General features: G+C 69.2%; 17 protein-coding genes and 1 pseudogene. 12 read left to right on the forward strand and 6 right to left on the reverse strand.

From position 1 onward, the window contains the following. The first annotated feature begins 104 nt into the window (after positions 1 to 104). The 6 genes and pseudogenes from ACJ8AN_RS14070 (at position 105) to ACJ8AN_RS14095 (ending at position 8,910) form a co-directional block, all read left to right on the forward strand. Positions 105 to 1,781, forward strand: a complete 1,677-nt coding sequence (locus ACJ8AN_RS14070; protein WP_407755846.1) for a M20/M25/M40 family metallo-hydrolase — start codon at positions 105 to 107, stop codon at positions 1,779 to 1,781. Positions 1,782 to 1,860: 79 nt separating this feature from the next. Beyond that, positions 1,861 to 4,032, forward strand: coding sequence for an excinuclease ABC subunit UvrB (gene uvrB / locus ACJ8AN_RS14075; RefSeq protein ID WP_407755847.1), 2,172 nt, complete (start codon positions 1,861 to 1,863; stop codon positions 4,030 to 4,032). Positions 4,033 to 4,038: 6 nt separating this feature from the next. Beyond that, positions 4,039 to 5,976 (forward strand): annotated as a pseudogene (gene uvrC, locus ACJ8AN_RS14080) (excinuclease ABC subunit UvrC). 139 nt (positions 5,977 to 6,115) lie between these two features. Beyond that, complete coding sequence (locus ACJ8AN_RS14085) at positions 6,116 to 6,634, forward strand: DUF507 family protein (protein ID WP_407755848.1); 519 nt, start codon at positions 6,116 to 6,118, stop codon at positions 6,632 to 6,634. A gap of 89 nt (positions 6,635 to 6,723) precedes the next feature. Continuing rightward, positions 6,724 to 8,496 carry a hypothetical protein gene (locus tag ACJ8AN_RS14090; protein WP_407755849.1) on the forward strand — a complete coding sequence of 591 codons (1,773 nt, stop codon included), beginning with the start codon at positions 6,724 to 6,726 and terminating at the stop codon, positions 8,494 to 8,496. Between the two features lie 45 nt (positions 8,497 to 8,541). Beyond that, complete coding sequence (locus tag ACJ8AN_RS14095; RefSeq protein ID WP_407755850.1) at positions 8,542 to 8,910, forward strand: hypothetical protein; 369 nt, start codon at positions 8,542 to 8,544, stop codon at positions 8,908 to 8,910. Here ACJ8AN_RS14095 and ACJ8AN_RS14100 read toward each other — a convergent pair. Genes ACJ8AN_RS14100 through ACJ8AN_RS14110 form a run of 3 tightly spaced genes read right to left on the reverse strand, consistent with a single transcriptional unit; the run spans position 8,900 to position 12,366 of the window. Beyond that, on the reverse strand, positions 8,900 to 9,796 hold the full coding sequence (locus ACJ8AN_RS14100) for a DUF3108 domain-containing protein (protein ID WP_407755851.1): 897 nt from the start codon (positions 9,794 to 9,796) through the stop codon (positions 8,900 to 8,902). The genes ACJ8AN_RS14095 and ACJ8AN_RS14100 overlap by 11 nt on opposite strands. A 35-nt stretch (positions 9,797 to 9,831) precedes the next feature. Beyond that, positions 9,832 to 11,520 carry a glycoside hydrolase domain-containing protein gene (locus tag ACJ8AN_RS14105; protein WP_407755852.1) on the reverse strand — a complete coding sequence of 563 codons (1,689 nt, stop codon included), beginning with the start codon at positions 11,518 to 11,520 and terminating at the stop codon, positions 9,832 to 9,834. A gap of 33 nt (positions 11,521 to 11,553) precedes the next feature. Next, entirely contained in the window at positions 11,554 to 12,366 is an 813-nt protein-coding gene (locus tag ACJ8AN_RS14110) for a DUF3108 domain-containing protein (RefSeq protein ID WP_407755853.1), read from the reverse strand. 328 nt (positions 12,367 to 12,694) lie between these two features. Between ACJ8AN_RS14110 and ACJ8AN_RS14115 the strand changes: the two genes are divergently transcribed. Next, on the forward strand, positions 12,695 to 12,904 hold the full coding sequence (locus tag ACJ8AN_RS14115; protein WP_407755854.1) for a hypothetical protein: 210 nt from the start codon (positions 12,695 to 12,697) through the stop codon (positions 12,902 to 12,904). A gap of 28 nt (positions 12,905 to 12,932) precedes the next feature. On the opposite strand, the gene ACJ8AN_RS14120 is transcribed toward ACJ8AN_RS14115, so the two are convergent. Both ACJ8AN_RS14120 and ACJ8AN_RS14125 read right to left on the reverse strand, forming a co-directional pair. Next, positions 12,933 to 13,598, reverse strand: coding sequence for a YggS family pyridoxal phosphate-dependent enzyme (locus ACJ8AN_RS14120; protein WP_407755855.1), 666 nt, complete (start codon positions 13,596 to 13,598; stop codon positions 12,933 to 12,935). Further along, positions 13,595 to 14,194, reverse strand: a complete 600-nt coding sequence (locus tag ACJ8AN_RS14125) for a Maf family protein (RefSeq protein WP_407755856.1) — start codon at positions 14,192 to 14,194, stop codon at positions 13,595 to 13,597. Before ACJ8AN_RS14125 ends, ACJ8AN_RS14120 begins: the two co-directional genes overlap by 4 nt. A 46-nt stretch (positions 14,195 to 14,240) precedes the next feature. Here ACJ8AN_RS14125 and ACJ8AN_RS14130 point away from each other — a divergent pair, with 46 nt between their 5' ends. Next, positions 14,241 to 15,332, forward strand: coding sequence for a diguanylate cyclase (locus ACJ8AN_RS14130; protein ID WP_407755857.1), 1,092 nt, complete (start codon positions 14,241 to 14,243; stop codon positions 15,330 to 15,332). Positions 15,333 to 15,418: 86 nt separating this feature from the next. Here the strand turns inward: ACJ8AN_RS14130 and ACJ8AN_RS14135 are convergent, their stop codons facing one another. Continuing rightward, positions 15,419 to 17,002: a SurA N-terminal domain-containing protein gene (locus ACJ8AN_RS14135; protein ID WP_407755858.1), complete on the reverse strand. Its 1,584-nt coding sequence runs from the start codon at positions 17,000 to 17,002 to the stop codon at positions 15,419 to 15,421. A gap of 229 nt (positions 17,003 to 17,231) precedes the next feature. Here ACJ8AN_RS14135 and mreC point away from each other — a divergent pair, with 229 nt between their 5' ends. The 4 genes from mreC to rodA are packed head-to-tail and all read left to right on the forward strand — an operon-like array spanning position 17,232 to position 21,754. Then, positions 17,232 to 18,098: a rod shape-determining protein MreC gene (gene mreC, locus ACJ8AN_RS14140; RefSeq protein ID WP_407755859.1), complete on the forward strand. Its 867-nt coding sequence runs from the start codon at positions 17,232 to 17,234 to the stop codon at positions 18,096 to 18,098. Continuing rightward, positions 18,098 to 18,610 (forward strand): hypothetical protein, encoded by a 513-nt coding sequence (locus ACJ8AN_RS14145; protein ID WP_407755860.1) that lies wholly within the window; start codon positions 18,098 to 18,100, stop codon positions 18,608 to 18,610. Before mreC ends, ACJ8AN_RS14145 begins: the two co-directional genes overlap by 1 nt. Further along, positions 18,607 to 20,619, forward strand: coding sequence for a penicillin-binding protein 2 (gene mrdA, locus ACJ8AN_RS14150; protein ID WP_407755861.1), 2,013 nt, complete (start codon positions 18,607 to 18,609; stop codon positions 20,617 to 20,619). Before ACJ8AN_RS14145 ends, mrdA begins: the two co-directional genes overlap by 4 nt. A 7-nt stretch (positions 20,620 to 20,626) precedes the next feature. Further along, complete coding sequence (gene rodA / locus ACJ8AN_RS14155; protein ID WP_407755862.1) at positions 20,627 to 21,754, forward strand: rod shape-determining protein RodA; 1,128 nt, start codon at positions 20,627 to 20,629, stop codon at positions 21,752 to 21,754. Positions 21,755 to 21,818: the final 64 nt, after the last annotated feature.

Below are 21,818 nucleotides of genomic sequence, written 5' to 3' on the forward strand. Positions count from 1 at the left end.
GGCCCGGGGGGGAGGAGGGAGGCCGGCAGAGGTCCAGCGCTCAACCATCCGAGCGAAGATACCCCCTGCAAGGCCGGGCGGCTCATGTTAGGGGCACACCCGCCATGAAGCGAACGCTGGTGCTCCTCGTTTTTCTGCTCGTCCTGCCGCTCCCCGTGCGGGCCCAGCTCACGACGCCGGAGGAAAGGGCCGCTTCTCGCACCCTTCAGGCCGGCAACCTCCGGGCCCACGTCGCCTTCCTGTCCTCGGATCTGCTCGAGGGCCGCGGGCCGGGCACGCGCGGGGACGCGCTGGCGCAGCAGTACCTCGCCACGCAGTTCCAACTCCTCGGCCTGAAGTCCGTGATGCCGGACGGAAGCTACCTCCAGTCCTTCGAGCTGGTGGGCATGACGGGCCACCCGGACACGCTGACCTTCACCAACGCCTCGGGCAAGGTGCAACTGGGTTACTACGACGACTTCATCGCGAGCTCGGGCGTGCAGGCCCCCGAGGCCGTGCTGCAGGACTCGGAGCTGGTGTTCGTGGGCTACGGGATTCAAGCGCCCGAGTACGCGTGGGACGACTTCAAGGGGGCGGACCTGAAGGGCCGCACGCTCCTCATCCTGAACAGCGACCCCGAGGACGATCCGGCGCGCTTCGGAGGCAAGGCGCGGCTGTGGTACGGCCGGTGGGACTACAAGTACGAGCAGGCGGCGAAGGTGGGGGCGGCGGGGGCAATCATCATCCACACCACGCCGAGCGCGGGCTACCCGTGGCAGGTGGTGCAGACCTCCTGGTCGGGCGAGCAATTCGAGCTGCCGGACACGGGCGAGCCGCCGCACCTGCAGGTGAAGGGCTGGACGACGGACGAGGCCACGCGCCGGGTGATGCAGCTGGCGGGGAGGGACCTGGACCTGTTGCGCGCCGCGGCTCAGAAGAGCGACTTCCGCCCGGTGCCCCTGGGGGTGAAGGTGTCCACGCGCTTCGCCAACCAGGTGCGGCGCCGGCCCACGGCGAACGTGCTGGGGCTGCTGCCCGGGAGCGATCCGAAGCTCTCGCGCGAGGTGGTGCTCTACACGGCGCACCATGACCATCTGGGGATCAAAGCGGACGCGAAGCCGGGCGAGGACGCCATCTACAACGGAGCGGTGGACAACGCGTCCGGCGTGGCGGCGATGCTCGAGGTGGCGCGCGTCTTCACCACGCTGCCCAAGGCGCCGCCGCGCTCCATCCTCTTCGCGGCGGTGGCGGCCGAGGAGCAGGGCCTGTTGGGCTCGCAGTACCTCGCCGAGCACCTGCCGGTGAAACCGGGGCGTGTGGCGGCGGACATCAACATCGACGGGCTGAACATCCACGGGCGCACGCGGGACGTGACGGTCATCGGGCTGGGCAAGTCCTCGCTGGACAAGACGCTCACCGCGCTCGTCGAGTCCCAGGGGCGCTTCGTGAAGGCGGACCAGTTGCCGGACCGGGGCTTCTTCTACCGCTCGGACCAGCTCAACTTCGCCCGGCTGGGCATCCCCTCGGCCTACTTCAGCAGCGGCATGGACTTCATCGGCCGGCCGCCGGGGTGGGGCAAGGAGCGCCGCGAGAAGTGGGAGGCCCAGCACTACCACCAGCCCTCGGACGAGCTGGGCCCGGACTGGGACTTCTCCGGGGCGGTGGAGGACGTGCGGCTCTTCTTCCTCCTCGGGGCGCATGTGGCCCGGACGCGCGAGCTGCCCCGCTGGAACAAGGGGGACGAGTTCGAGGCGCCCCGCCTCCAGGCGCTCGAAGCCCTGAGGTCAGAGGGGGCGAGGTAGCGCCCGCTTCGTTTTCCCGCTGGCGGATGGACGATTTGGACCCGGCATCCCCGCACTCCGGGTGTTAAATCCGTGCCCCATGCCTGAGTTCCAGCTCGTCAGCGACTACAAGCCCCAGGGCGACCAACCGCGCGCCATCGGTGAGCTCACCGAGGCCCTGCTGCGCGGGGACCGCTACCAGACGCTGCTCGGCGTCACGGGTTCGGGCAAGACGTTCACCATGGCGAACGTCATCGCCAACGTGAAGCGGCCCACGCTGCTCATCGCGCACAACAAGACCCTGGCCGCCCAGCTCTACGGCGAGTTCAAGTCGCTCTTCCCCAACAACGCCATCGAGTACTTCGTCTCCTACTTCGACTACTACCAGCCCGAGGCGTACATCCCCACCACGGACACGTTCATCGAGAAGGACTCCTCGGTGAACGATGAGATCGAACGGATGCGCCACTCGGCCACGCACTCGCTGCGCACGCGAGATGACGTGCTCATCGTGGCCAGCGTGTCCTGCATCTACGGCCTCGGTACGGCGCGCTCGTACGTGGACATGGCCGTCACCGTGAACGTGGGCGCCGAGCTCGGCCGCGACACCTTCATCCGCAGGCTCGTGGAGAGCCAGTACGAGCGCAACGACCTGGACTTCCACCGCGGGACGTTCCGGGCCCGCGGCGACACCGTGGAAGTGTTCCCCGCCTACGAGGAGGAGCGCGCCGTGCGCGTGAGCTTCTTCGGCGACGAGGTGGAGAAGATCACCGAGTTCGATCCGCTGCGCGGCGCGACGCTCAATGCACTGGACAAGGTCGTCATCTTCCCCGCGAGCCACTACGTCACCGAGGTGGACACGCGCAGGAACGCCCTGCAGACCATCCGCGACGAGCTGAGCGAGCGCCTCCAGGAGTTCAAGCGCGAGGGCAAGCTGCTCGAGGCCCAGCGCCTGGAGCAGCGCACGATGTACGACCTCGAGATGATCGAGCAGGTGGGGTACTGCAACGGCATCGAGAACTACTCGCGGCACTTCTCGGGCCGGCAACCCGGTGAGGCCCCGCCGTGCCTCTTGGACTACTTCCCGCGCAACATGCTGGTGCTCATCGACGAGAGCCACCAGACGGTGCCGCAGGTGGGCGCCATGTACCGGGGGGACCGCGCGCGCAAGGAGACGCTGGTGGGGCACGGCTTCCGCCTGCCCAGCGCCCTGGACAACCGCCCGCTGAAGTTCACCGAGTTCGAGGACATGGTGCAGCAGGCCGTGTTCGTCTCGGCCACGCCCGCCGAGTACGAGCTGCAGAAGTCCAAGGGCGTGGTGGTGGAGCAGATCATCCGCCCCACGGGCCTGACGGACCCCGAGGTGGAGGTCCGCCCCGCGCGCAACCAGGTGGACGACGTGCTGGAGGAGGTTCGCAAGCGCGTGGTGAAGAAGGAGCGCGTGCTCGTCACCACCCTCACCAAGCGCATGGCGGAGGACCTCACCGAGTACCTCACCGACGTGGGCGTGAAGGTGCGCTACCTGCACTCGGACATCGGCGCCATCGAGCGCACCGCCATCATCCGCGACCTGCGCAAGGGCGAGTTCGACGTGCTCGTGGGCATCAACCTGCTGCGCGAGGGCCTCGACATCCCCGAGGTGTCGCTGGTGGCCATCTTCGACGCGGACAAGGAAGGCTTCCTGCGCAGCCACGTGTCCCTCATCCAGACCATCGGCCGCGCCGCCCGTAATCTCAACGGCCGCGTCATCATGTACGCCGAGTCCATTACGGACTCGATGAAGCGGGCCCTCGAGGAGACCAACCGCCGCCGCGAGGTGCAGCGCGCCTACAACGCGCAGCACGGCATTACGCCCAAGGCGGTGAAGAGCCACATCCTCGACCTGTCCGAGCACCTGTACGACGCGGACCCGTCCGCGCTGCCCATGGCGGCCGACTCGGCCAACGACGTGCTGGAGCCCAAGGAGCTCAAGCGCCTCATCGGCGAGTTCACCAAGGACATGCAGCACTACGCCGACGAGATGCAGTTCGAGAAGGCCGCCGAGTTCCGCGACCGCATCGTCCTGCTCAAGGACATGGAGCTGGGGCTCAAGCCGCCCAGCCGCGCGCTGCTCAACGCCCCCATCAAGCCGGCCGATGACAAGAAGCCCGGCACGCCCGGGGCTCGCGGCGGCAAGCGCGGCGCCCCATCACGCGGCAAGGGCGGTGGTGGTGGCGGGGGCGGGGGTCCTCCCCACGGCAAGACGGGCATCGGACCCCGGAGGAGCCGCTAACCCCGTATGGACGCGAAGCTCGAAGCCAAGCTGGACGCACTGCCCACCGAGCCCGGCGTGTACCTGATGAAGGACCGCCGGGGCGAAATCATCTACGTGGGCAAGGCGATCAACCTGCGCAACCGCGTGCGCTCGTACTTCACGCGCACCGGCGACACCCGCGCCTTCGTGTCGCTCCTGGACCAGTTCCTCGGCGACCTCGAGACGGTGCTCGTCCACAACGAGAAGGAAGCGCTCCTCCTCGAGAACGAGCTCATCAAGAAGCACAAGCCGCGCTTCAACGTCCTGCTCAAGGACGACAAGCAGTACATCTCGCTGCGGCTCGACCGTACGCAGGCCTACCCGCGGCTGGAGGTGGTGCGGCGCTACCAGAAGGACGGGGCGCGCTACTTCGGCCCGTACTCCAGCGCGAGCGCCATCCGCGAGACGCTGCGCATCATCAACCGCTACTTCCACCTGCGCACCTGCACGGACCACGTGCTCGCCAACCGCCAGCGGCCCTGTCTGCTGCACCAGATTGGCCGCTGCCCCGCGCCCTGCGTCTACCCCGTCCCCGAGAACGAGTACCGCAAGAGCGTGGACGAGGTGGTGCTGTTCCTCGAGGGCAAGGCGGGAGAGCTGGTGGAGGGCTTGCGCGCGCGCATGAAGCAGGCCTCCAGCGAGCTCAAGTTCGAGGAGGCCGCGCGCGTCCGCGACCAGTTGCTCGCCATCGAGCGCAGCCTCGAGCGCCAGAAGGTGGCCACCACCGACTTCAAGGACCAGGACGTCTTCGCCTTCCACCGCGATGGGGACCGGCTGCTCGTCTAAGTCCTCTACGTGCGCCAGGGCCGGCTCAACGGCGGCCAGGCCTTCCCGCTGGGGAGCCAGGAGTTCCCCGACGAGGAGCTGATCCCCTCCTTCGTCAACCTCTACTACGACCAGGGCAACTTCGTGCCGGAGGAGGTGCTCCTCCCGCTCGACATCGAGGAGCGCGAGGGCATGGAGGCGCTGCTCACCGAGCGCAAGGGCGAGCGCGTGCGCGTGATGGTGCCCAAGCGCGGCGAGAAGCGCGACCTGGTGGACATGGCGCAGAAGAACGCCGAGCAGGCCGTGCTCGAGCGCCGCCGCACCAAGGACGAGACCGAGGCCGTGTTGCGCCGGCTCCAGGAGCGGCTCCACCTGCGCCAGCTGCCTCGCCGCATGGAGTGCTTCGACATCTCGCACTTCCAGGGCTCGAGCATCGTCGCCTCGCAGGTGGCCGCCACCGACGGGGAGATCGACAAGTCGCGCTACCGCCGCTACCGGATCAAGACGCTCGAGAAGCAGGACGACTTCGCCAGCATGCACGAGGTCATCACCCGCCGGCTCAAGCGCGGCCAGGAGGAGGGGGACCTGCCTGATCTGCTGGTCATCGACGGTGGCAAGGGACAGCTCGCCAGCGCGCTCGCCGCCGCCAAGGACCTGGGGATTGAAGGGGTGGACATCATCTCCCTGGCCAAGAGCCGCGACCTGGACGTGCATGACCGGGACGAGGAGAGCGCCCGCAGCCCCGAGCGCGTCTTCATCCCCCACCGCAAGGATCCCATCGTCCTGCGGCAGAACTCGGCCGAGCTCTACCTGCTCGCCCGCCTGCGCGACGAGGCCCACCGCTTCGCGATTACCTTCCAACAGAAGAGCATGCGCAAGGGCAACTTCCACTCCGTCCTGGAGGACATCCCAGGGGTGGGGCAGACGCGCAAGAAGCTGCTGTTGCGCCACTTCGGCTCACTCAAGCGGGTGAAGGAGGCCCCCATCGAGGAGCTCGCCGAGGTGCTCGGGCCCACGGTGGCCGAGCGGGTTCACGCCGCCCTCCACGGGCACCCGGAGGAGGACTCGGAGGATCCCATCCGCGAAGCCTCCCTGGCGGATGCGGGTGCCCTGGTGGACGAAAAGTCAGAAGAAGGGTCGCCACCCGGCTCGCCGTGATTAATTTCCGGTCGAAAGCGGATGCGGGAAAGGCCGCTGAATCCGCGATGTTCCTGGGGTTTTTCATTGCGACTGGGCGCGACGCTGATTTATAGCGGACAGGTCCAGTCGAGACGTCTTCAAGGGGCGAGGGACCGATATGAGGCTCTATCCGAAGGTGATTCCGATCATCTCCCGGGAGGTCGTCCAGAGGCTGATGCAGGACGGGGATATCGAGGTGGAGCCGATGCGCGTGGCTGATGCCGAGATGGACCTTTCCGCCATCATGCGTGAGTACCTGGCCAACGAGGAGCGGGTGAATCAGGCCACGCGCGAGGCTCTGGAGCGCCGCGGCTACGACTACTCCAAGTTCAATCAGGTCAAGCGTGAGATGGCCGACGTCCGTGGCTTCAAGATGGGCGACGAGGGCATCGAATACGTCATCAACCAGATGATCGAGTTCCTCCTCATCAGCCGCAACGTCGAGGAGGTCTATGCCGCCGACAACATTCTGCGGCAGAAGATCCACGTGGTGATGAAGAAGCACCTGGACGTGGACGACGAGATCGACAAGGAGGCCCGCTCGCGCCTGAAGCACCTGCAGGAGGGCACGAGCGCCTTCGACATCGAGTACAACAAGACGGTGGAGCAGATCCGCCGCGCTCGCGGGCTCATCTAGCGGCCTGGGCGGGTGCCTGCCCGCCCGGCTGCTTCGAGCCGCCACCCGACGCCTCCGCTGCCTACCCTCTGCTGGAGGAGGCAGCGTTGATGGTGGGAATCCTCTCCAGCTTGGTGCTCACCGGACTGCTCTCGGCAGGCCCGGTGGGCTTCACCTTCGACGGTCCCGAGGCCACCGCTCGCACGGTGGGGAACGTCGGCTACTTCACTCAGGGCCCGGTGCCCTTCACGGACCTGTTCGAGCGCGGCAGCGGCTCGGCGGAGCTGTCCGTGCAGGACCGCATCGCGGACCCCCGGGCCACCTACGGCGATGCCGGGCGGTTGGTGGCCACCTTCGACATCGCCGGGGACTCGTACCGGGTGGAGTTGGACCGGGCGGGCTTTCCGCCGGGGCCGATGGGGGCGCCCGCCCAGCCCATCGCGGGCGGGGTGGTGCTCAACCAGGACCTGCATGGCGGCGCGCCGCTCGGCTTCTCCAGCATGTCGCGGGAGCGGGCGGCGGTGGCGCTCTGGGGCGTGGGCCGCGTCTGGCGCAACGGCGAGCTGCTGACGGACTCGGCCGTCATCCACGCCTCCGCGCTGGCGTGGGGAGCCCACGCGGACGATGACACCTTCCGGGTGCTCCCCGTGGCCCGTCCGGGAGACACCGAGCTGGACGTGCTGGTGTGGAACCTGCCGCGGGAGCTCGAGCCGCGCGGCTTCATCCAGTTCGACTTCGAGGACGTGGCCATCACCGTGGCTGGCACCGACGTGCCCGCGGTGGCGGTGGTGCCCACGGCCGGGGTGTACGTGGGTGTTGCTCCGCCGAGCTCCCCGGTGCCGGGTGGGGTCTCGCTGGGCGCCGTGCCCAACACCCAGCCGCAGGGCGTCGGGGGCTCCGGCCTGGCGGTGACGACGGGGCCGTCCCAGTTCGGCCAGGGGCAATCCCCATTCGGGACGGGCCTGGGGCAGTTCGGCACGGCGGCCGTGGCGGGGACGCAGCCGTCCGGAGCCACCCCCACGCTCGGGGCCACGGATGGTCTGTCGGACGCGGTGAGGACGGAGCAGCTGGCCCCCCAGGCCGACGTCACGCTGCCGGGGCCCGCGAGCCAGGTGGGAGGAGTCATCGAGCCCTTCCTGCACGCGGGCCGTGTGTCCCTCTCCACGCAGGATGCCAGTCAGCCCGATGTGGTGACGCCCGGCTCCACGACGACGCCCGTCGTCCCGGACACCTTCGTGACGCCGACGAGCCCGGGTCGCGTCGCCCTCAACGCGAACGAGCCCTCGCCGCCCGGTCAGCCCGACGCGCAGCTTCCCACCACGCCGACGACGCCCTTCGTCCCGGATGCCTTCCAGAACCCGGCGCGCGTGAGGAGCGCCAGCGAGCTGCCGACGACGACGGTGGGGGCCTTGGTGCCGCAGACCTCGGCGCCGCAGTCCACCTTCCTGTCCACGAATGGCTCGTTCACCGTGGTGCCGCTGGTGCCCGGAGTGCCTGGGCCGGAGGTCGCCTTCGGGGGCACCCGGGTGACGGCCGGCGTGGTGAGCACGCCGAGCCCGTCGCAGGTGCAGACGCCCGCGGTGCCGCTCGTCGCCACGCCTCAGCCGCTCAACTCGCAGCAGCCGGTGCCGCTCGTCGCCAGCCCACTGCCCCTCAGCGGACAGCCCGCGGTGCCGCTCATCTCCACGCCGCCGCCGCTCAACTCGCAGCCCGTCTCCGCCACACCGCCTGGGGCCACGGCGCCCACGGCGACTCCGGGCGCGTCCACGGTGCCGGGCGTGGTGTCCACTCCCACGACAGCAGCGGCTCCCGCCGGCGCGACGGCGCCTCCGGCGGCGGTTCCCACGACGGCACCTTCGGGAGGCGCGGCGCCCTCGCCCTGAGTGCGAAAAATTGACCCTCTGCTACTGGCCTGTAGCTTGTCGCACATGACGACACCCGCTGCCGCCCTCGTTGCCGCTCCCGCGACGCTGCGCCGCGTGGGAGCCGATCCGCTCCATCTGGCGATGGAGCGCCTCGGCCACGCTCTGCCCGAGCGCACGGACTCCACCGTGCTGCTGGACTTCCTCGAGGATGACCTGCGCGAGGGACTCGAGGCGCTCGAGGACGTGGAGGCCCACTTCACCGACGTGCTCGAGGCGCTCGAGCCGGGCACCCTGTCCCCCCTGGCGCTGATTCAGGCGGGGGAGGATCAGCTGGTGCTGCAGCGGCTGGAGGTGTTGATGGGCGCGGTGACGCGGGTGCGCCGCCGGCTGTCGCAGGCGGCGGGGCTGATGCGTCAGGCCACTACCACTTGAGGCTCTCCTTGCCCTGGGCCTGCTGACCCTTCTCGCCCGGGCGGGAGAACGACGTGAGGGTGGCGCGCACGGCGCCGAGGTCGATGGTGCCCACGGCCGCGAGCGGCAGCCGGCGGTCGTCATCGGTAATCCACACGTGCACCTCGCGCGTCATGGTGGGCTTGTCCAGGCGCACGGCGGTGCCGGTGAGGTGCCAGGCGTCGAACTCGCCCAGGGGCGTGGACACGTGCTCGCGCTTGAGCACCGAGCCCGTCAGCCGCCACATGCGGCGCACACCGTAGACATCGAAGCAGAGGGGCAGGCCCTCCTTCATGGGCAGCTGGCGCATCATGTAGACGGCGCCGGCCACGTCCATGCCCTCGTGCTCGTAGGCGTAGTTGTTGGAGCCCGGGCGGCCGCGCTGCGTGTAGTTCACGCGCACGCTGCGGTCCTTGGGGTTGAAGGCCACGTCCACCGTGCGGTGCTGCTCGTTCTCCGTGGCGTCCTCGGTGTAGCGCGAGGGCCGCAGCGTCTTGGGGTTCAGGTAGCTCACCGCGGTGGCGTCCACCCGGCGCACCTTGGAGAAGAAGGAGTTGGTCTGCACCTTGATCTGCACGGGCAGGGAGTTGTCCTGCTTCTTCTGCACCTGCATGGTCATCTTGCCGGCGGTGGCGCCCATGGCGTCGAGGTCGAACTCGAGCGTCTCGCCCGGAGCGAAGGCCAGAGGGCTGCGCAGGGTGGGCAGGCGCTGCTCGCACCGGGGCACGCCAGCGGCGGGCGGGGTGGGGGCCTGCGCCTGAGCCGGAGCCTTGTGCTCGTCGGGTCCGTCCGCGTCCGGCAACTGAGCCCAGGCAGCGGAGGAGAAGCTGAAGAGAAGGGCTGCGAGGGCTGTGCGCATGACGGTCATCCTTGCACTCCGGGAGAGAGGTCTCCAGGTCACGGTCATTTCGAATGGACGCCCGAACGCTTTGCGTATTCGGACGCCTCCCAGCGCTTTCTCAGCCGCTGGGTCATCTCCCGGCGCACCTGTTCCCACTGCCGGGGATTCGTCTCCACCTCGTAGCCCGAGCGGGCGAGCCGCCGCGCGGCCTCCCGGGCGAAGCTCTGCTCCCCGAGCGTTTCCAGGAGCCGGAGGTACTCGTAGTCCTCGAGCCCGTCGCGGATGTGTTTGAGGCGCAAGGACACCACGGGCTGGTGGCGGGAGAAGCCCGGCCGCTCCGGGGTGGCCGGGTAGAAGAGGGTGCCGTCGCCGTTGCCGCCGAACTCGAAGACGTCCTTCCAGGGGTCCTTCGTGTTGTAGGCGTAGACGGTGTCGAAATAGAGCTCGCCATCCACGCCGGAGAGGAAGGCCAGCGGGCCCATGGCGCGGTTGAGCGGGGCGGGGTGGTCCACCATGTAGGAAGCCCAGCCGCTGTAGGCCTTCTCCGTCGCGGGGTCCTCGGCGGGCCCGCCGGTGCAGCCGTGCGAGTTGCAGCTCTGGTACCACCACACCTTCACGTGGGGATCCAACCGGCCGCGCAGCGTCTGAAGGGAGAGCACGTTGCGGCACGTCTGGGGCCCGGGGCGGGGGAAGAAGCAGTTGAGGGTGGGCGCGAGGATGTCCGCCGAGCCACGCAGCGCGTCATCGAGCGGCGCGGTGACGAGCACCGGCACGTCCTTGCCAGACGAGCGCACCCGGAGCGCCTGGGCGCGCACGAGGGCCACGTCCTCGGGCTTGGGCTCGTCCTTGGCGTAGAAGAAGAGGCGCGTGTGCCAGCCCTTCTCGCGGAAGTGCTCGGCGAAGGCGCGGTAGTACGCGGCCTTCTCCGCGTCGGTGCGGGCCAGCTTGCTGTCGCGCACGTCGGTGGTGGTGAAGCGGGCGCCCGAGGGCAGCACCGTCCCGTCCAGGAAGGGCCCGAGCTCCGCGTCGTACGCGCGGAAGTCCACCACCGGCGTGCCGCCCTCGAAGCGCACGGGCGGCGGCTCCATGCTCATGCCGTGGGCGCTGAGGCGGTGGGACAGCAGCTCGCGCGCGTAGTCGTGCAGCAGCTCACGGGCCTCGGGGGACTCGGGCTTCAACCCGTGTTTCCGGGCGATGCTGTAGAGCGAGATGCCGAAGCTGTTGGGCAGCGACGAGGTGGCCGGCAGGACGAAGGGCTGCACCTCGGCGGTGAAGGGCACGGGCGGGAGCGGCCCGCTCTCGGACTCCAGGCTCAGCGCGCCCTGGTACGTGCCCGGCGCCTGTTTCTCCGGCGCGCACAGCTCCACGTAGAGGACGGTGGGGACGCCCGCGACGCCCGCCGGGGCCTCCACCGGCACGAGCGGATCCGGCCACGGCCCCGTGCCTCCCTGCGAATTGGAGGGCGTCTGGATGTCCAGGAAGGCCTCGCGCCACACCGAGGCCTCCAGCGTCCTGCCTCCGGGCCCGCGCAGCGCCAGCGGCTTCACTTTCAGGCCCGGGACGTCCGGGGGGAGCACCACCTGGGCGGCCTCGCACTCACCGCGCGCGAGGCTCAACCGGGCTTCCTTCTCCCCCTTGAGCGTGACTCCCGGCCGGACCTTCTCCAGCGCGGACACCACCCGAGGCTCCGGCGCCGCGGCCAGCATCCCCGCGAGCACCCATTGCGCCGCCCAACCCGCCCCCGCCCCCATGTCTCCCCCTGTCCGCGGCCACTGAGTGGCGCGCTAGAGTCCGTTGCGTGCCGTCGCCGCCGGTGCCGGCGCGAGGGCCTTGCCCTGCTCGTAGTCCATCAACTCCGCGACGATGGAGCCCAGGGCGAGCTCCGCCTCGATGCGCACCGGGACGCGGCGCCCGTCCGCCGTGAACCAGGCCACCATGTCGCGCTTGGAAGCCAGGTTGCCGGAGAACTCGGTGTACACGCGCATCCGGTACACGTCCTGCTTGCCCAGCGCCGTCGCGAGCGTCTCCCGCGCCTCCACCTTCGCCTTCATCTGGAAGCTCTTCGAGCCGGTGAAGACGGGGTAGCTGTACTCCCTGCCCACCTCGAGCGCGACGTTGCGCAGCGCGAAGGTGGCGCCGGCCACGTCGAGCGTGCCCTCGGGCAGCTCGTGGGTGGACTCGCGGGGCGTCTCGCCCTCCTTCTGCTTCACCACCAGGGCGGATCTGCCGTCCTCGCCCATCTTCACGCGCACGCGGCGGCGCTTGTTGTTCTGGTCCTCGAGCATGTCCGAGCCCAGCACCCGCTGCGTGGTGAAGTCCCAGTAGGAGACGTACTTGTCCTTCACGGGCCAGACGCCGGCCACGGACTCGGACTTCGCCATCGAGACGATGGGCCACACGTCCTTGCCCCACTGCTTCATGGGCGCGCCCACCGTCACCTGCGCCGAGCCCGCCGTCACCCCGAGGTACTGCACGCGGTAGCGCGCCTGCTCACCGGGGCTGAAGGCCGAGCGCGTCTCGCCCTGCGCCAGGGCCGCCCCCGACAGCAGGAGGCCGAACATCCACCCGGTGAACACTCCCTTGTACTGCTCGCGCATCGATGGCTCCTGGCTCGGTACCCCGCGGCCTGGCCAGTGGGCAGGTGCGGAAAGTAGGCAGCCGCGTCCTGGCGCGCCAACTCCACGGCCAGACTGCAACCCCCGGCTGATTCCTCATGGACGATAGGCCGGTGGGCGCATTCAACCGTGGATGGGGCCCGTCATGCCCGCCGGGCGCCAGAACCGGACAGACCCGGCCGGACAGCATGCGGCCAGGCACGGTGCGTCTCCCTGGAGAGGAGGCGCGCCCTTCCCCCCGCGAGGCTGCTAGCCTGGGGATGAACCGGCCGGTGTGTGCCGGAGCCGACACTGGCTCAGGAGGAACGCGATGTCGTTGAACTACTACGAGGACGATGACGACAAGAAGGACTCGGGTTCCAAGGGGGCCCGCAAGGACTTCGACTGCCCCGAGTGCAACGCCAACAATCCGGTCGAGGAGGCGCTCGCGGACGGCCAGGAGGTGCTCTGCAACTATTGCGGCTGCGAGTTCCTCGTGAAGGCCACCGACTCCGGCCGCTTCAAGTTCAAGGAGCTGTGAGCCCCAAGGAAGGGGGCCTCCGTCCGGCTCAGGTGCGCTCGCCGAAGATGGCGGTGCCCACGCGCACCAGGGTGGCCCCTTCCTCGATGGCCCGCTCGAAGTCGTGGGTGGTGCCCATGGACAGGCCCGTCAGCCCGTGCCGCCCGGCCAGCTCGCGCAGCGTGCGGAAGTAGCCGCGTGCCACCTGCTCGTCCTCGGTGGGCGGGGGCAGCGACATGAGGCCCTCCACCCGCAGCCCCGGCAGCGCGCGCACGGACTCCAGGAAGGGCCCCAGCGCGTCCGGCGCCAGCCCGCTCTTGCTGGCCTCGCCGCCCACGTTCACCTCCACGTAGCAGGGGAGGGGCGCGTCCTGCCGGCGGCGCGACAGCTCCTGCGCCACCTCCAGCCTGTCCAGCGCGTGGAAGGAGCGCGCGGCCTTGGCTACGTACTTCACCTTGTTCGTCTGCAGCGGCCCGATGGCGTGCCAGCGCAGGCCCTCCAGGTCCGCCAGCTCCGCGGCCTTGTCCCGCAGCTCCTGCGCGTAGTTCTCCCCGAAGTCCCGCTGCCCCGCCGCATACGCCTCGCGGATGAGGGCCGCCGGCTTCAGCTTGGACACCGCCACCAGGGTGACGCTCCCGGGCTCCCGGCCCGCGCGAGCGCACGCCTTCTCCACCCGGGCCCGCACCTCCGCCAGCCGCTCGGCCACGCCGCTCATGGCTGGCTCCAGGGGAGGGGGACGCCCGCCCGGGCCAGCAACCCGAGCGTCTCGCCCAGGGGCAGGCCGATGACGTTGGTGGGGCTACCTTCGATTCTCTCCACCAGGAACCCTCCCTTGCCCTGGATGGCGTAGCCTCCCGCCTTGTCCAGGGACTCGCCGGTGCTGGCGTACCAGGCGATTTCTTCCGGACTGAGAGACCGGAACGTCACCCGGGTGCGCACCACCAGGGCCTCCTCGCCCGCGGGGCCCGCGAGTGCCACACCCGTCTGGACTTCGTGTATCCTACCTGACAGGCGGGTCATCATTTCCCGGACCTCGGAGGTGTCATGCGGTTTGCCGAGAAGCTCCTCCCCCAGGACGACGGTGGTGTCGGCGGCCAGCACCCAGGCGCCAGGATTTCGATTGGCCACCGTTCTGGCCTTTTCCCGGGCCAGCCGGAGCACGTAGGCTGGTGCCGCCTCTCCCGGGTGGGGGGTTTCGTCGATGTCCGCCGCGGACACCTCGAAGGCCAGTCCAAGCTGGCCGAGCAACTCGCGCCGACGCGGCGAAGCGGACGCGAGAACGAGCCGGGTTTGACCCACTGTTGTGTGCATGTTACGGCTCGCCTCTAGCAGAACTGCGCCCTGGAGTGGACCCTGGATGAACCCCGCGGACCTGCTCGCGGCCATGACGCGCACGGTGGAGCAGTTGGCCGCCTACAACGACATCGCCAAGGCACTGACCTCGACGCTCGAATTGCGCGAGGTCCTGAACTTGATGATGGAGAAGGTGCGCAGCCTGCTGAGGCCTCGCAATTGGTCCCTGCTTTTGCAGGACGAGCGCTCCGGCAAGCTCTATTTCGAGATCGCCGTGGGCGAGGGGGCGGACGTCCTCAAGGGGCTGCAGCTGGCCCCGGGCGAGGGCATCGCCGGCACCGTCTTCTCCACGGGCGCGGCCCGGCTGGTGGAGGACGTGTCGAGGGACCCATCCTTCGCCTCGCGCTTCGATGATGCGTCGGCCTTCCGTACCCGCTCCATCGTGGCGGTGCCGCTCATCGCGCGGGGGAGGGTGCTGGGCGTCATCGAGCTGGTGAACGGGGTGACGGACCGGCCCTTCACCCAGGATGACCTGATGGCGCTCACGGCCATCGCCGACTTCGCGGCCATCGCCATCGAGAACGCGCGCAACTTCCGGCGGGTGCAGGAGCTCACCATCACCGACGAGCACACGGGCGTGTACAACGCCCGGCACCTGCGCGCGCAGCTGGAGCACGAGGTGCGGCGCTCGCAGCGCTTCCACCACCCGGTGTCGCTCATCTTCCTGGACCTGGACCGCTTCAAGTCCATCAACGACGCGCACGGGCACCTGGTGGGCAGCGCGGTGTTGAAGGAGGTGGGCGAGCTGCTCGTCTCGTGCTGCCGGCAGCTGGACTACGTCTTCCGCTACGGCGGGGACGAGTTCGCCCTGCTGCTGGTGGAGACGGGCACGGACGGGGCGGTGACGAGCGCCACGCGCATCCGCGACGCCTTCCGCAACCGCCTCTTCCAGCAGGCCCAGGGGCTGGAGCTGCAGATTACCGCGAGCCTCGGGGTGGCCACCTACCCGGAGCACGCGCTGTCCTCGGTGGACCTGGTGCGCGCGGCGGACTTCGCCATGTACGCCGCCAAGGCCCGCGGCCGCGACGACGTGTGTGTCGCCGTGCCGCACGCGGACATGCCCGGCGGCGTGGCCATGAAGCCCGGCCGCAAGTAGGCGGCCCATGAAGAAGGGGGCGCCCCCCGAAGGGTGACGCCCCCTGGAACCAGCGGGTGACGAGGGGTCAGCGCCCCTCGCGCTGGCTACCCGCCGGCGACCTGGTCGATGACGGTGGAGTTGAGCTGCACCTTGCCGCCCTTCTTGAGCTGCTTGAGGAAGGAGTCGGCCACCTCGTACGCCTTGGCCTGCTGGGCCTGCTTGCGCAGCTCGTCGCGCTTCTCGGCGAACTTCGCGTCATCCGGCAGCTGGCGCTCGGTGACCTGGGCCACCACGTAGCCCTCGCCCACGGCGTAGGCCTGGTCGAGCACCTGCGGGCCCTTGCTGGCGAACACCGCGGTGAGCAGGTCCGGCGCCGGGCCGAGGTGCGGCACGTTGGTGCTGGCGGCGTTGAAGGTGTCCGTCTGCACCGCCTCCGGACGCGTCTCCGTCTCGAAGCGCAGCAGCGCCGGCTGCTCCTTCTCGGGCGGGAAGAGCGCGGTGAGCGTCTTGCCACCCTTCTTCACCTCGGCCAGCGCCTTCTGCGCCTCGGCCTGGGCGAGCGCCTTGGCCTTCTCGCGCTTGTAGAGCGTGGTGGCGATCTCGTCCTGCACCTCCTCCAGCTTCTTGTCCTGGGCCGGCTTCTTGTCCTCCACCTTCACCAGGTGGATGCCGAACTGCGTCTCGATGGGCTGCGTCACCTTGCCCGCCTCGAGCGCGAAGGCCGCGTTGGCCAGCGCCGGGTCCCAGCTGCCGCGCTCCACCCAGCCCAGGTCCCCGCCCTTGGCCTTGGTGCCCGGGTCGTCGCTGCTGGCGCTCGCCACCTGGGCGAAGTCCTTGCCGCCCTCGAGCTCCTTGAGGAGCGACTGGGCGCGCGCCATCGCCTGGGCCTTCTGCTCCGGCGTGGCGTTGGGGGCCAGCTTCACCAGAATCTGCCGCGCGTGGACGCGCTCGGGCTGCTGGTACACGAAGCGGTTGGCCTCGTAGTAGTCCTTGAGCTCCTTCTCATGCGTCTGGCGGAAGGAGGCCAGGTCCGCGGAGGTCGGGGCCGGCACCTTGTCGGCGTACATGGTGGGCAGGAAGCGGGCGAACACGATGCGCGCCTGGTTGCCCTCCTTCTCGAAGCGGGTGCGCACCTCGTCGTCGGAGACGACGGCGCCGCTCTGCACCAGCTCGAGCATCTTCTGCGCCGTCAGGCGCTTGCGGATGTCCTCCTCGTAGTCCGCGGGCGTCTGGCGGAAGTAGTCGCGCAGCACCTGCTGGTAGGTGGGGTAGTCGAACTGGCCGTCCTTCTGGAACTCGGGGCTGCGCTCGAGGATCTTCAAAATCTCCTCGTCCGAGGCCCGGACCCCATGGCGCTCGCCGGCCTGGGCCAGCAGCTCCGTGTTCACCATGCGCTCGAGCACCTGGTTGGGCAGGCCGAACTGGCGGGCGACCGCCTCGGTGACGGGGCTGCCCTGCTGGCGCAGGTACTGGAGCTGGCTCGTGTACTCGCGGCGGAACTCCAGGACGGGAATCTCCTTCCCGTTGACCACCGCGGCGGCCGAGTGGGTGACGGGGCCTCCCGCCCCGGCCCGGTTCGCCCGGCCGAAGCCCGAGCTACCAGGACCAAACTCCAGAACGAACACCACCGCGATCGCGATGATGATGAGGGTGACGACGACCTTCCGCGGCTCGAGCGTGTCCTTCATGTTGCCGTGACCGTTTCCATGCCTTGAAACGCGTCAGTCCCCCCGGTGGAAGGATTCTCGACGCGCGTGTGTTGGGTGCCCGGTCGGATGGTGGACGTTGAAACGCCACCCTCCGTGAAGACCTTGACTGCCTAGAGCAACACCCCAGAAAATGCAAGCGATTCAGAGTAGTTAGCGAGCCCCCCCGTCACTTCCGCCGCTCCCTCTCTCCCACACGGACCTTCACGAAGTGCTGTCGCTCCTCAAGCGCTACCGTACGCTGCTCACCGTGGGCCTGCTCCTGCTCTACCCGTTCGGGGCCTTCCTGACGACGGGGAGGCGGGGCCGGGACCCCAATTTCGTGGACCGGGTGGTCATTGGCTTGACCGCCCCATTGCAGCGCGGGCTCATCGCCGTCATCGACGGGGCGAAGTCCGCGGTGTTCGGCTACATCGACCTGCGCGAGGTGCGTCAGGAGAACGAGCAGATGCGCGCGGAGAACCTGCAGCTGCGCTCGGCCGTGCAGGTGCTCGGCGAGACGCGGGCGGAGAACGAGCGGCTGCGAGGCCTGCTCGCCTACGCCGAAGCGGTGCCGGGGCCGGAGATCGCCGCGCGCGTCATCGGGGTGAACCCGGTGGCCAAGCTGCTCTCGGTGCGAATCAACCGGGGCGAGTCGGACGGGGTGTACCGCGGCATGTCCGTGGTGACGCCGGACGGGATTGTGGGCCAGGTGGTGCGCACCACGGGCGGGTGGGCGGACGTGGCGCTGGTGACGGACGCGCAGAGCCGCGTGGGTGTGCGGGTGCAGCGCTCGCGGGCGCGGGGCACGGCGGCCGGCCAGGGCAAGGGCCCGCTGCGGTTGGAGAACACGCTGCGCACCGAGGACATCCAGGAGGGCGATGCCATCATCACCTCCGGCACGGACGGCGTGTACCCGCCGGGGCTGGTGGTGGGGAAGGTGACGCACCTGGAGAAGACGGAGCACGGCATGTTCCTGGGTGGAAACATCGAGCCCGCGGTGGACACCACGCGGCTGGAGGAGGTGCTGGTGCGAGGCAGTCCCTTTGGTGCCCTGGTGCAGGGGCCCGCCGCCGGCGGTGCCGGAGGTGAGCGCTGATGAAGTTCCTGGTCACCATCGCCCTGGCGCTCCTGCTGCTCACCCTCGAGTCGGTGCTGGTGCAGCAGCTGGGCCTGGCCATCAGCCGCATCGACGTGACGGTGGTGCTCGTGGCCTTCCTGGCCCTGCGCGCCAGCATGCAGGAAGGGGCCTGGTCCTCCTTCGCGGTGGGCTACCTGCTCGACTTGATGAGCGGGCAGCCCACGGGCCTCTTCACCTTCCTGGCCGTCTTCACCTTCCTGGTGGGCAAGCTGGTGGTGAAGCTGGTGGACGTGCGCGGGCGCGCGGCCTTCGTCCTCTTCGCCATGGGCGCGGACGTGGGCCACGGCATGCTCGCGGGCTTCTTCACCTGGCTCACCACGAAGGCGGGCGAAGGCCCGGCCCTCGGGGTGCTGCCCGGGCTGCCGCTGCAGGTGATGCTCACCGGCGTGGCGGCCGCGCTCCTCTATCCCTTGCTGCGGCGCTTCGAGGTGTCGCAGGACCGTAACTCTTCCGCGGGGTTGCTGCGTTGACGCCTCCAACGCTGTCCGAGACGACTCCTGGGCGCGATCTCAAGCGCCGTTTCGTGTGGGTGGGCCTGGCCATGGTGGCCGGGCTGGTGGCGCTCTCCATCCAGCTCTACCGCCTTCAAATCACCCAGGGAGATGAGTACGTCGCCAAGAGCGTGGCGAACTTCGTGAAGGAGGTGCGCCTGCGCGCCGACCGCGGCCTCATCAAGGACCGGCGCGGCACCATCCTCGTGGACAGCCGTCCGTCCTTCGACGCCTTCATCATCCCGGCCTTCTGCACCAACTGCGCCGAGGAGGTGCTGCCGCGCCTGGGCGAGCTGCTCGGCTGGGACGAGGCCACGCGCAAGAAGATGGAGGACCAGGTGCGCGCGGCCCGCCGCACGGCGCCCTTCCAGCCGTTGCCGGTGCGCATCGACCTGGCGCGGGACGAGTACGACCGCATCAACGCCCGCCGCGACATGCTGGACGGCGTGGAAGTGGTGCCCGTGCCGCACCGCAACTACCGCACCGGGAGCGTGCTCTCGCACGTGCTCGGCTACATGAACGAAATCACCACGGACGAGCTCGAGAAGCTCAACTCCGAGGGCGGCCGCTACGCGCTGGGCGACTACGTGGGCCGGCGCGGCCTGGAGCGCTACTTCGAGACCACCGTGCGTGGCACGGACGGGGTGCGCAAGGAAGTCGTCAACGCGCGCGGCAAAATCATCGAGGAGTTCAGCGACAAGCTGGGCAAGGACGCGGTGGTGCCGTCGCGGCCGGGCAACAACCTGGTGCTCTCCATCGACATGCGTCTGCAGGAGGAGGCCGAGCGCTCCTTCCCGGGCGCGGCCGGCGCGGTGGTCGTCGTCGACGTGAAGACGGGCTTCATCCGCGCGGTGGTGTCGCGCCCGGGGTTCGATCCCAACCTGCTCACCGGCCGCATCACCCCCGCGCAGATGGCCTCGCTGGCCAAGGATCCGCTCCAGCCGATGATCAACCGCGTCTCCGCCGACCACTTCAGCCCGGGCTCCACCTTCAAGGTGATTACCGCGCTGGCGGCCTACAAGTCGGGCCTCTTCCGGCCGGAGACGGTGGTGAACTGCCCCGGGGGCTACCGGCTCGGCGCGCGCACCTGGCGCTGCCACAAGGACAGCGGCCACGGGCCGGTGAACGGCAAGCAGGCGCTGCAGTACTCGTGCGACACCTGGTTCTTCAAGGTGGCCGATACCATCGGGTTGGATCCCATCGCCGAGATGGGCAAGGCGCTCGGCCTGGGGGCTCCCACGGGCATCGGCGTGCTCGCCGAGGTGCCGGGCATCATGCCCAGCAGCGAGTACCACAACAAGGTCTCCCCGGGCGGCTACACCAAGGGCATGGCGCTCAACAGCGCCATCGGCCAGGGCGATGACAACGTGACGCCGCTGCAGCTGGCCCTGGTGTACGCGACCATCGGCAACGGCGGCTCGCTGCTCCGGCCGCAGCTCGTCGAGCGCGTCGAGGGTCTGGACGGCGAGGTCATCCGCGACTTCGAGCCGGCGGTGGTGAACAAGATCCAAATCCCCGAGGTGCACCGCAAGGCGGTGATGGAGGGGCTGGTCGCCACGGCGATGGAGCCGGGAGGGACGGCCTACCGGGCCATGGTGCAGTCGGGCGTCAAGGATCTCGGCATCAACGTGGCGGCGAAGACGGGCACCGCGCAGGTGGTGACGATCGGCACGGTGCGTCTCAAGGCGGAGCAGATGGACTTCTTCCAGCGCGACAACGCGTGGTTCGCCGCGCTCGCGCCCGCGGAGGATCCGGAGATCGCCGTGGTCGTCCTCAACGAGCACGGCGGCCACGGTGGCTCGGACGCCGGCCCCACGGGCATGGCGGTCATCAAGAAGTACTTCGAGCTGAAGAAGCAGGACGCGGAGAACCCGCCGCCGCGTCAGAACACCCCCTACGTCTCGACGCTGCCCAACGCGCCGGGCCTGGATGACGTCGCGCTCACCCGGGGTGGGGTGGCTGGAGGAAACGATGCAACTGCGGATTGAGCGTCGAATGGTTCCCCACATCCCGTGGGGGCTCATCTTCAGCGTGCTCGCGGTGTGCGGGCTGGGCATCTTCAACCTGGCCTCGGCCTCGCGCGCCCAGGCCTCGCCCGTGTGGACCAGCCAGGCCATCTACCTGGGCATCAGCCTGCTGGCCGGGCTCGTCGTGTGCCTGGTGGACTACCGCGTCCTGCACCGCATGGCGGTGCCCATCTACGTGCTCAACATCGTGGCGCTGCTCGCGCTGCGCGTCCTGGGCCACAAGGCCAAGGGCGCCGAGAGCTGGTTCGTCGTGGGCCCCATCCGCATCCAGCCCGCCGAGTTCATGAAGATCGGCGTGCTGCTCATGCTCGCCAAGGTCTACCACGACGACTTCAAGCCCGGAGACGGCTCCTACGGCCTCAAGCGCCTGGTGAAGCCCGTGACGGTGGTGATGGTGCCCTTCGTGCTGGTGCTCGTGCAGCCGGACCTGGGCACCGCGCTGATGATCTTCCTGTCCTCGCTCACCGTCATCCTCTTCGGCAAGGTGCGCTGGTACCTCGTGGCGGTGATGGTGGCCGGCCTCCTCGCCGGGGCCATCGTCATCTGGAACGACTACGTGCGCGAGCAGCCCGAGCCCCGCACCACGCTCGTGCGCCACCTGCTCAAGGAGCACCAGAGCAAGCGCATCTCCGGGTGGTTGGACCCGGAGTCGGACCTGCGCGGCAGCGGCTACCACGCGGCCCAGTCGAAGATCGCCGTGGGCTCCGGGGGCCTGTATGGCAAGGGGTGGAAGGAGGGGACCCAGACGGGCCTGTCCTTCCTCCCCGAGCAGCACACGGACTTCATCTTCTCCGTGTGGGCCGAGGAGCACGGCTATCTCAAGTGCGTCTTCCTGCTGATTCTCTACGGGCTCGTCTTCACCCTGGGCCTGGGGGTGGGCTTCAACGCCCGGGACAGGTTCGGCGCCTTCGTGGCCGTGGGCGTGGTGTCGATGATCTTCTGGCAGGTGTTCGAGAACATCGGCATGGTCATCGGCCTGCTCCCGGTGACGGGCATCACCCTGCCGCTGCTCAGCTACGGCGGCTCCTCGCTCGTCAGCGTCATGCTCAGCATCGGTCTGCTGGTGAACATCAGCATGCGCCGGCACATGTTCTGAGGTTCTCAGAAACAGAGACTCGCGAAACCAGACAGTGAGAAAGATGGGCCTGACGGTTCTAGCT

This window comes from Archangium sp. (assembly GCF_045802675.1).
Taxonomy (GTDB): domain Bacteria; phylum Myxococcota; class Myxococcia; order Myxococcales; family Myxococcaceae; genus Archangium.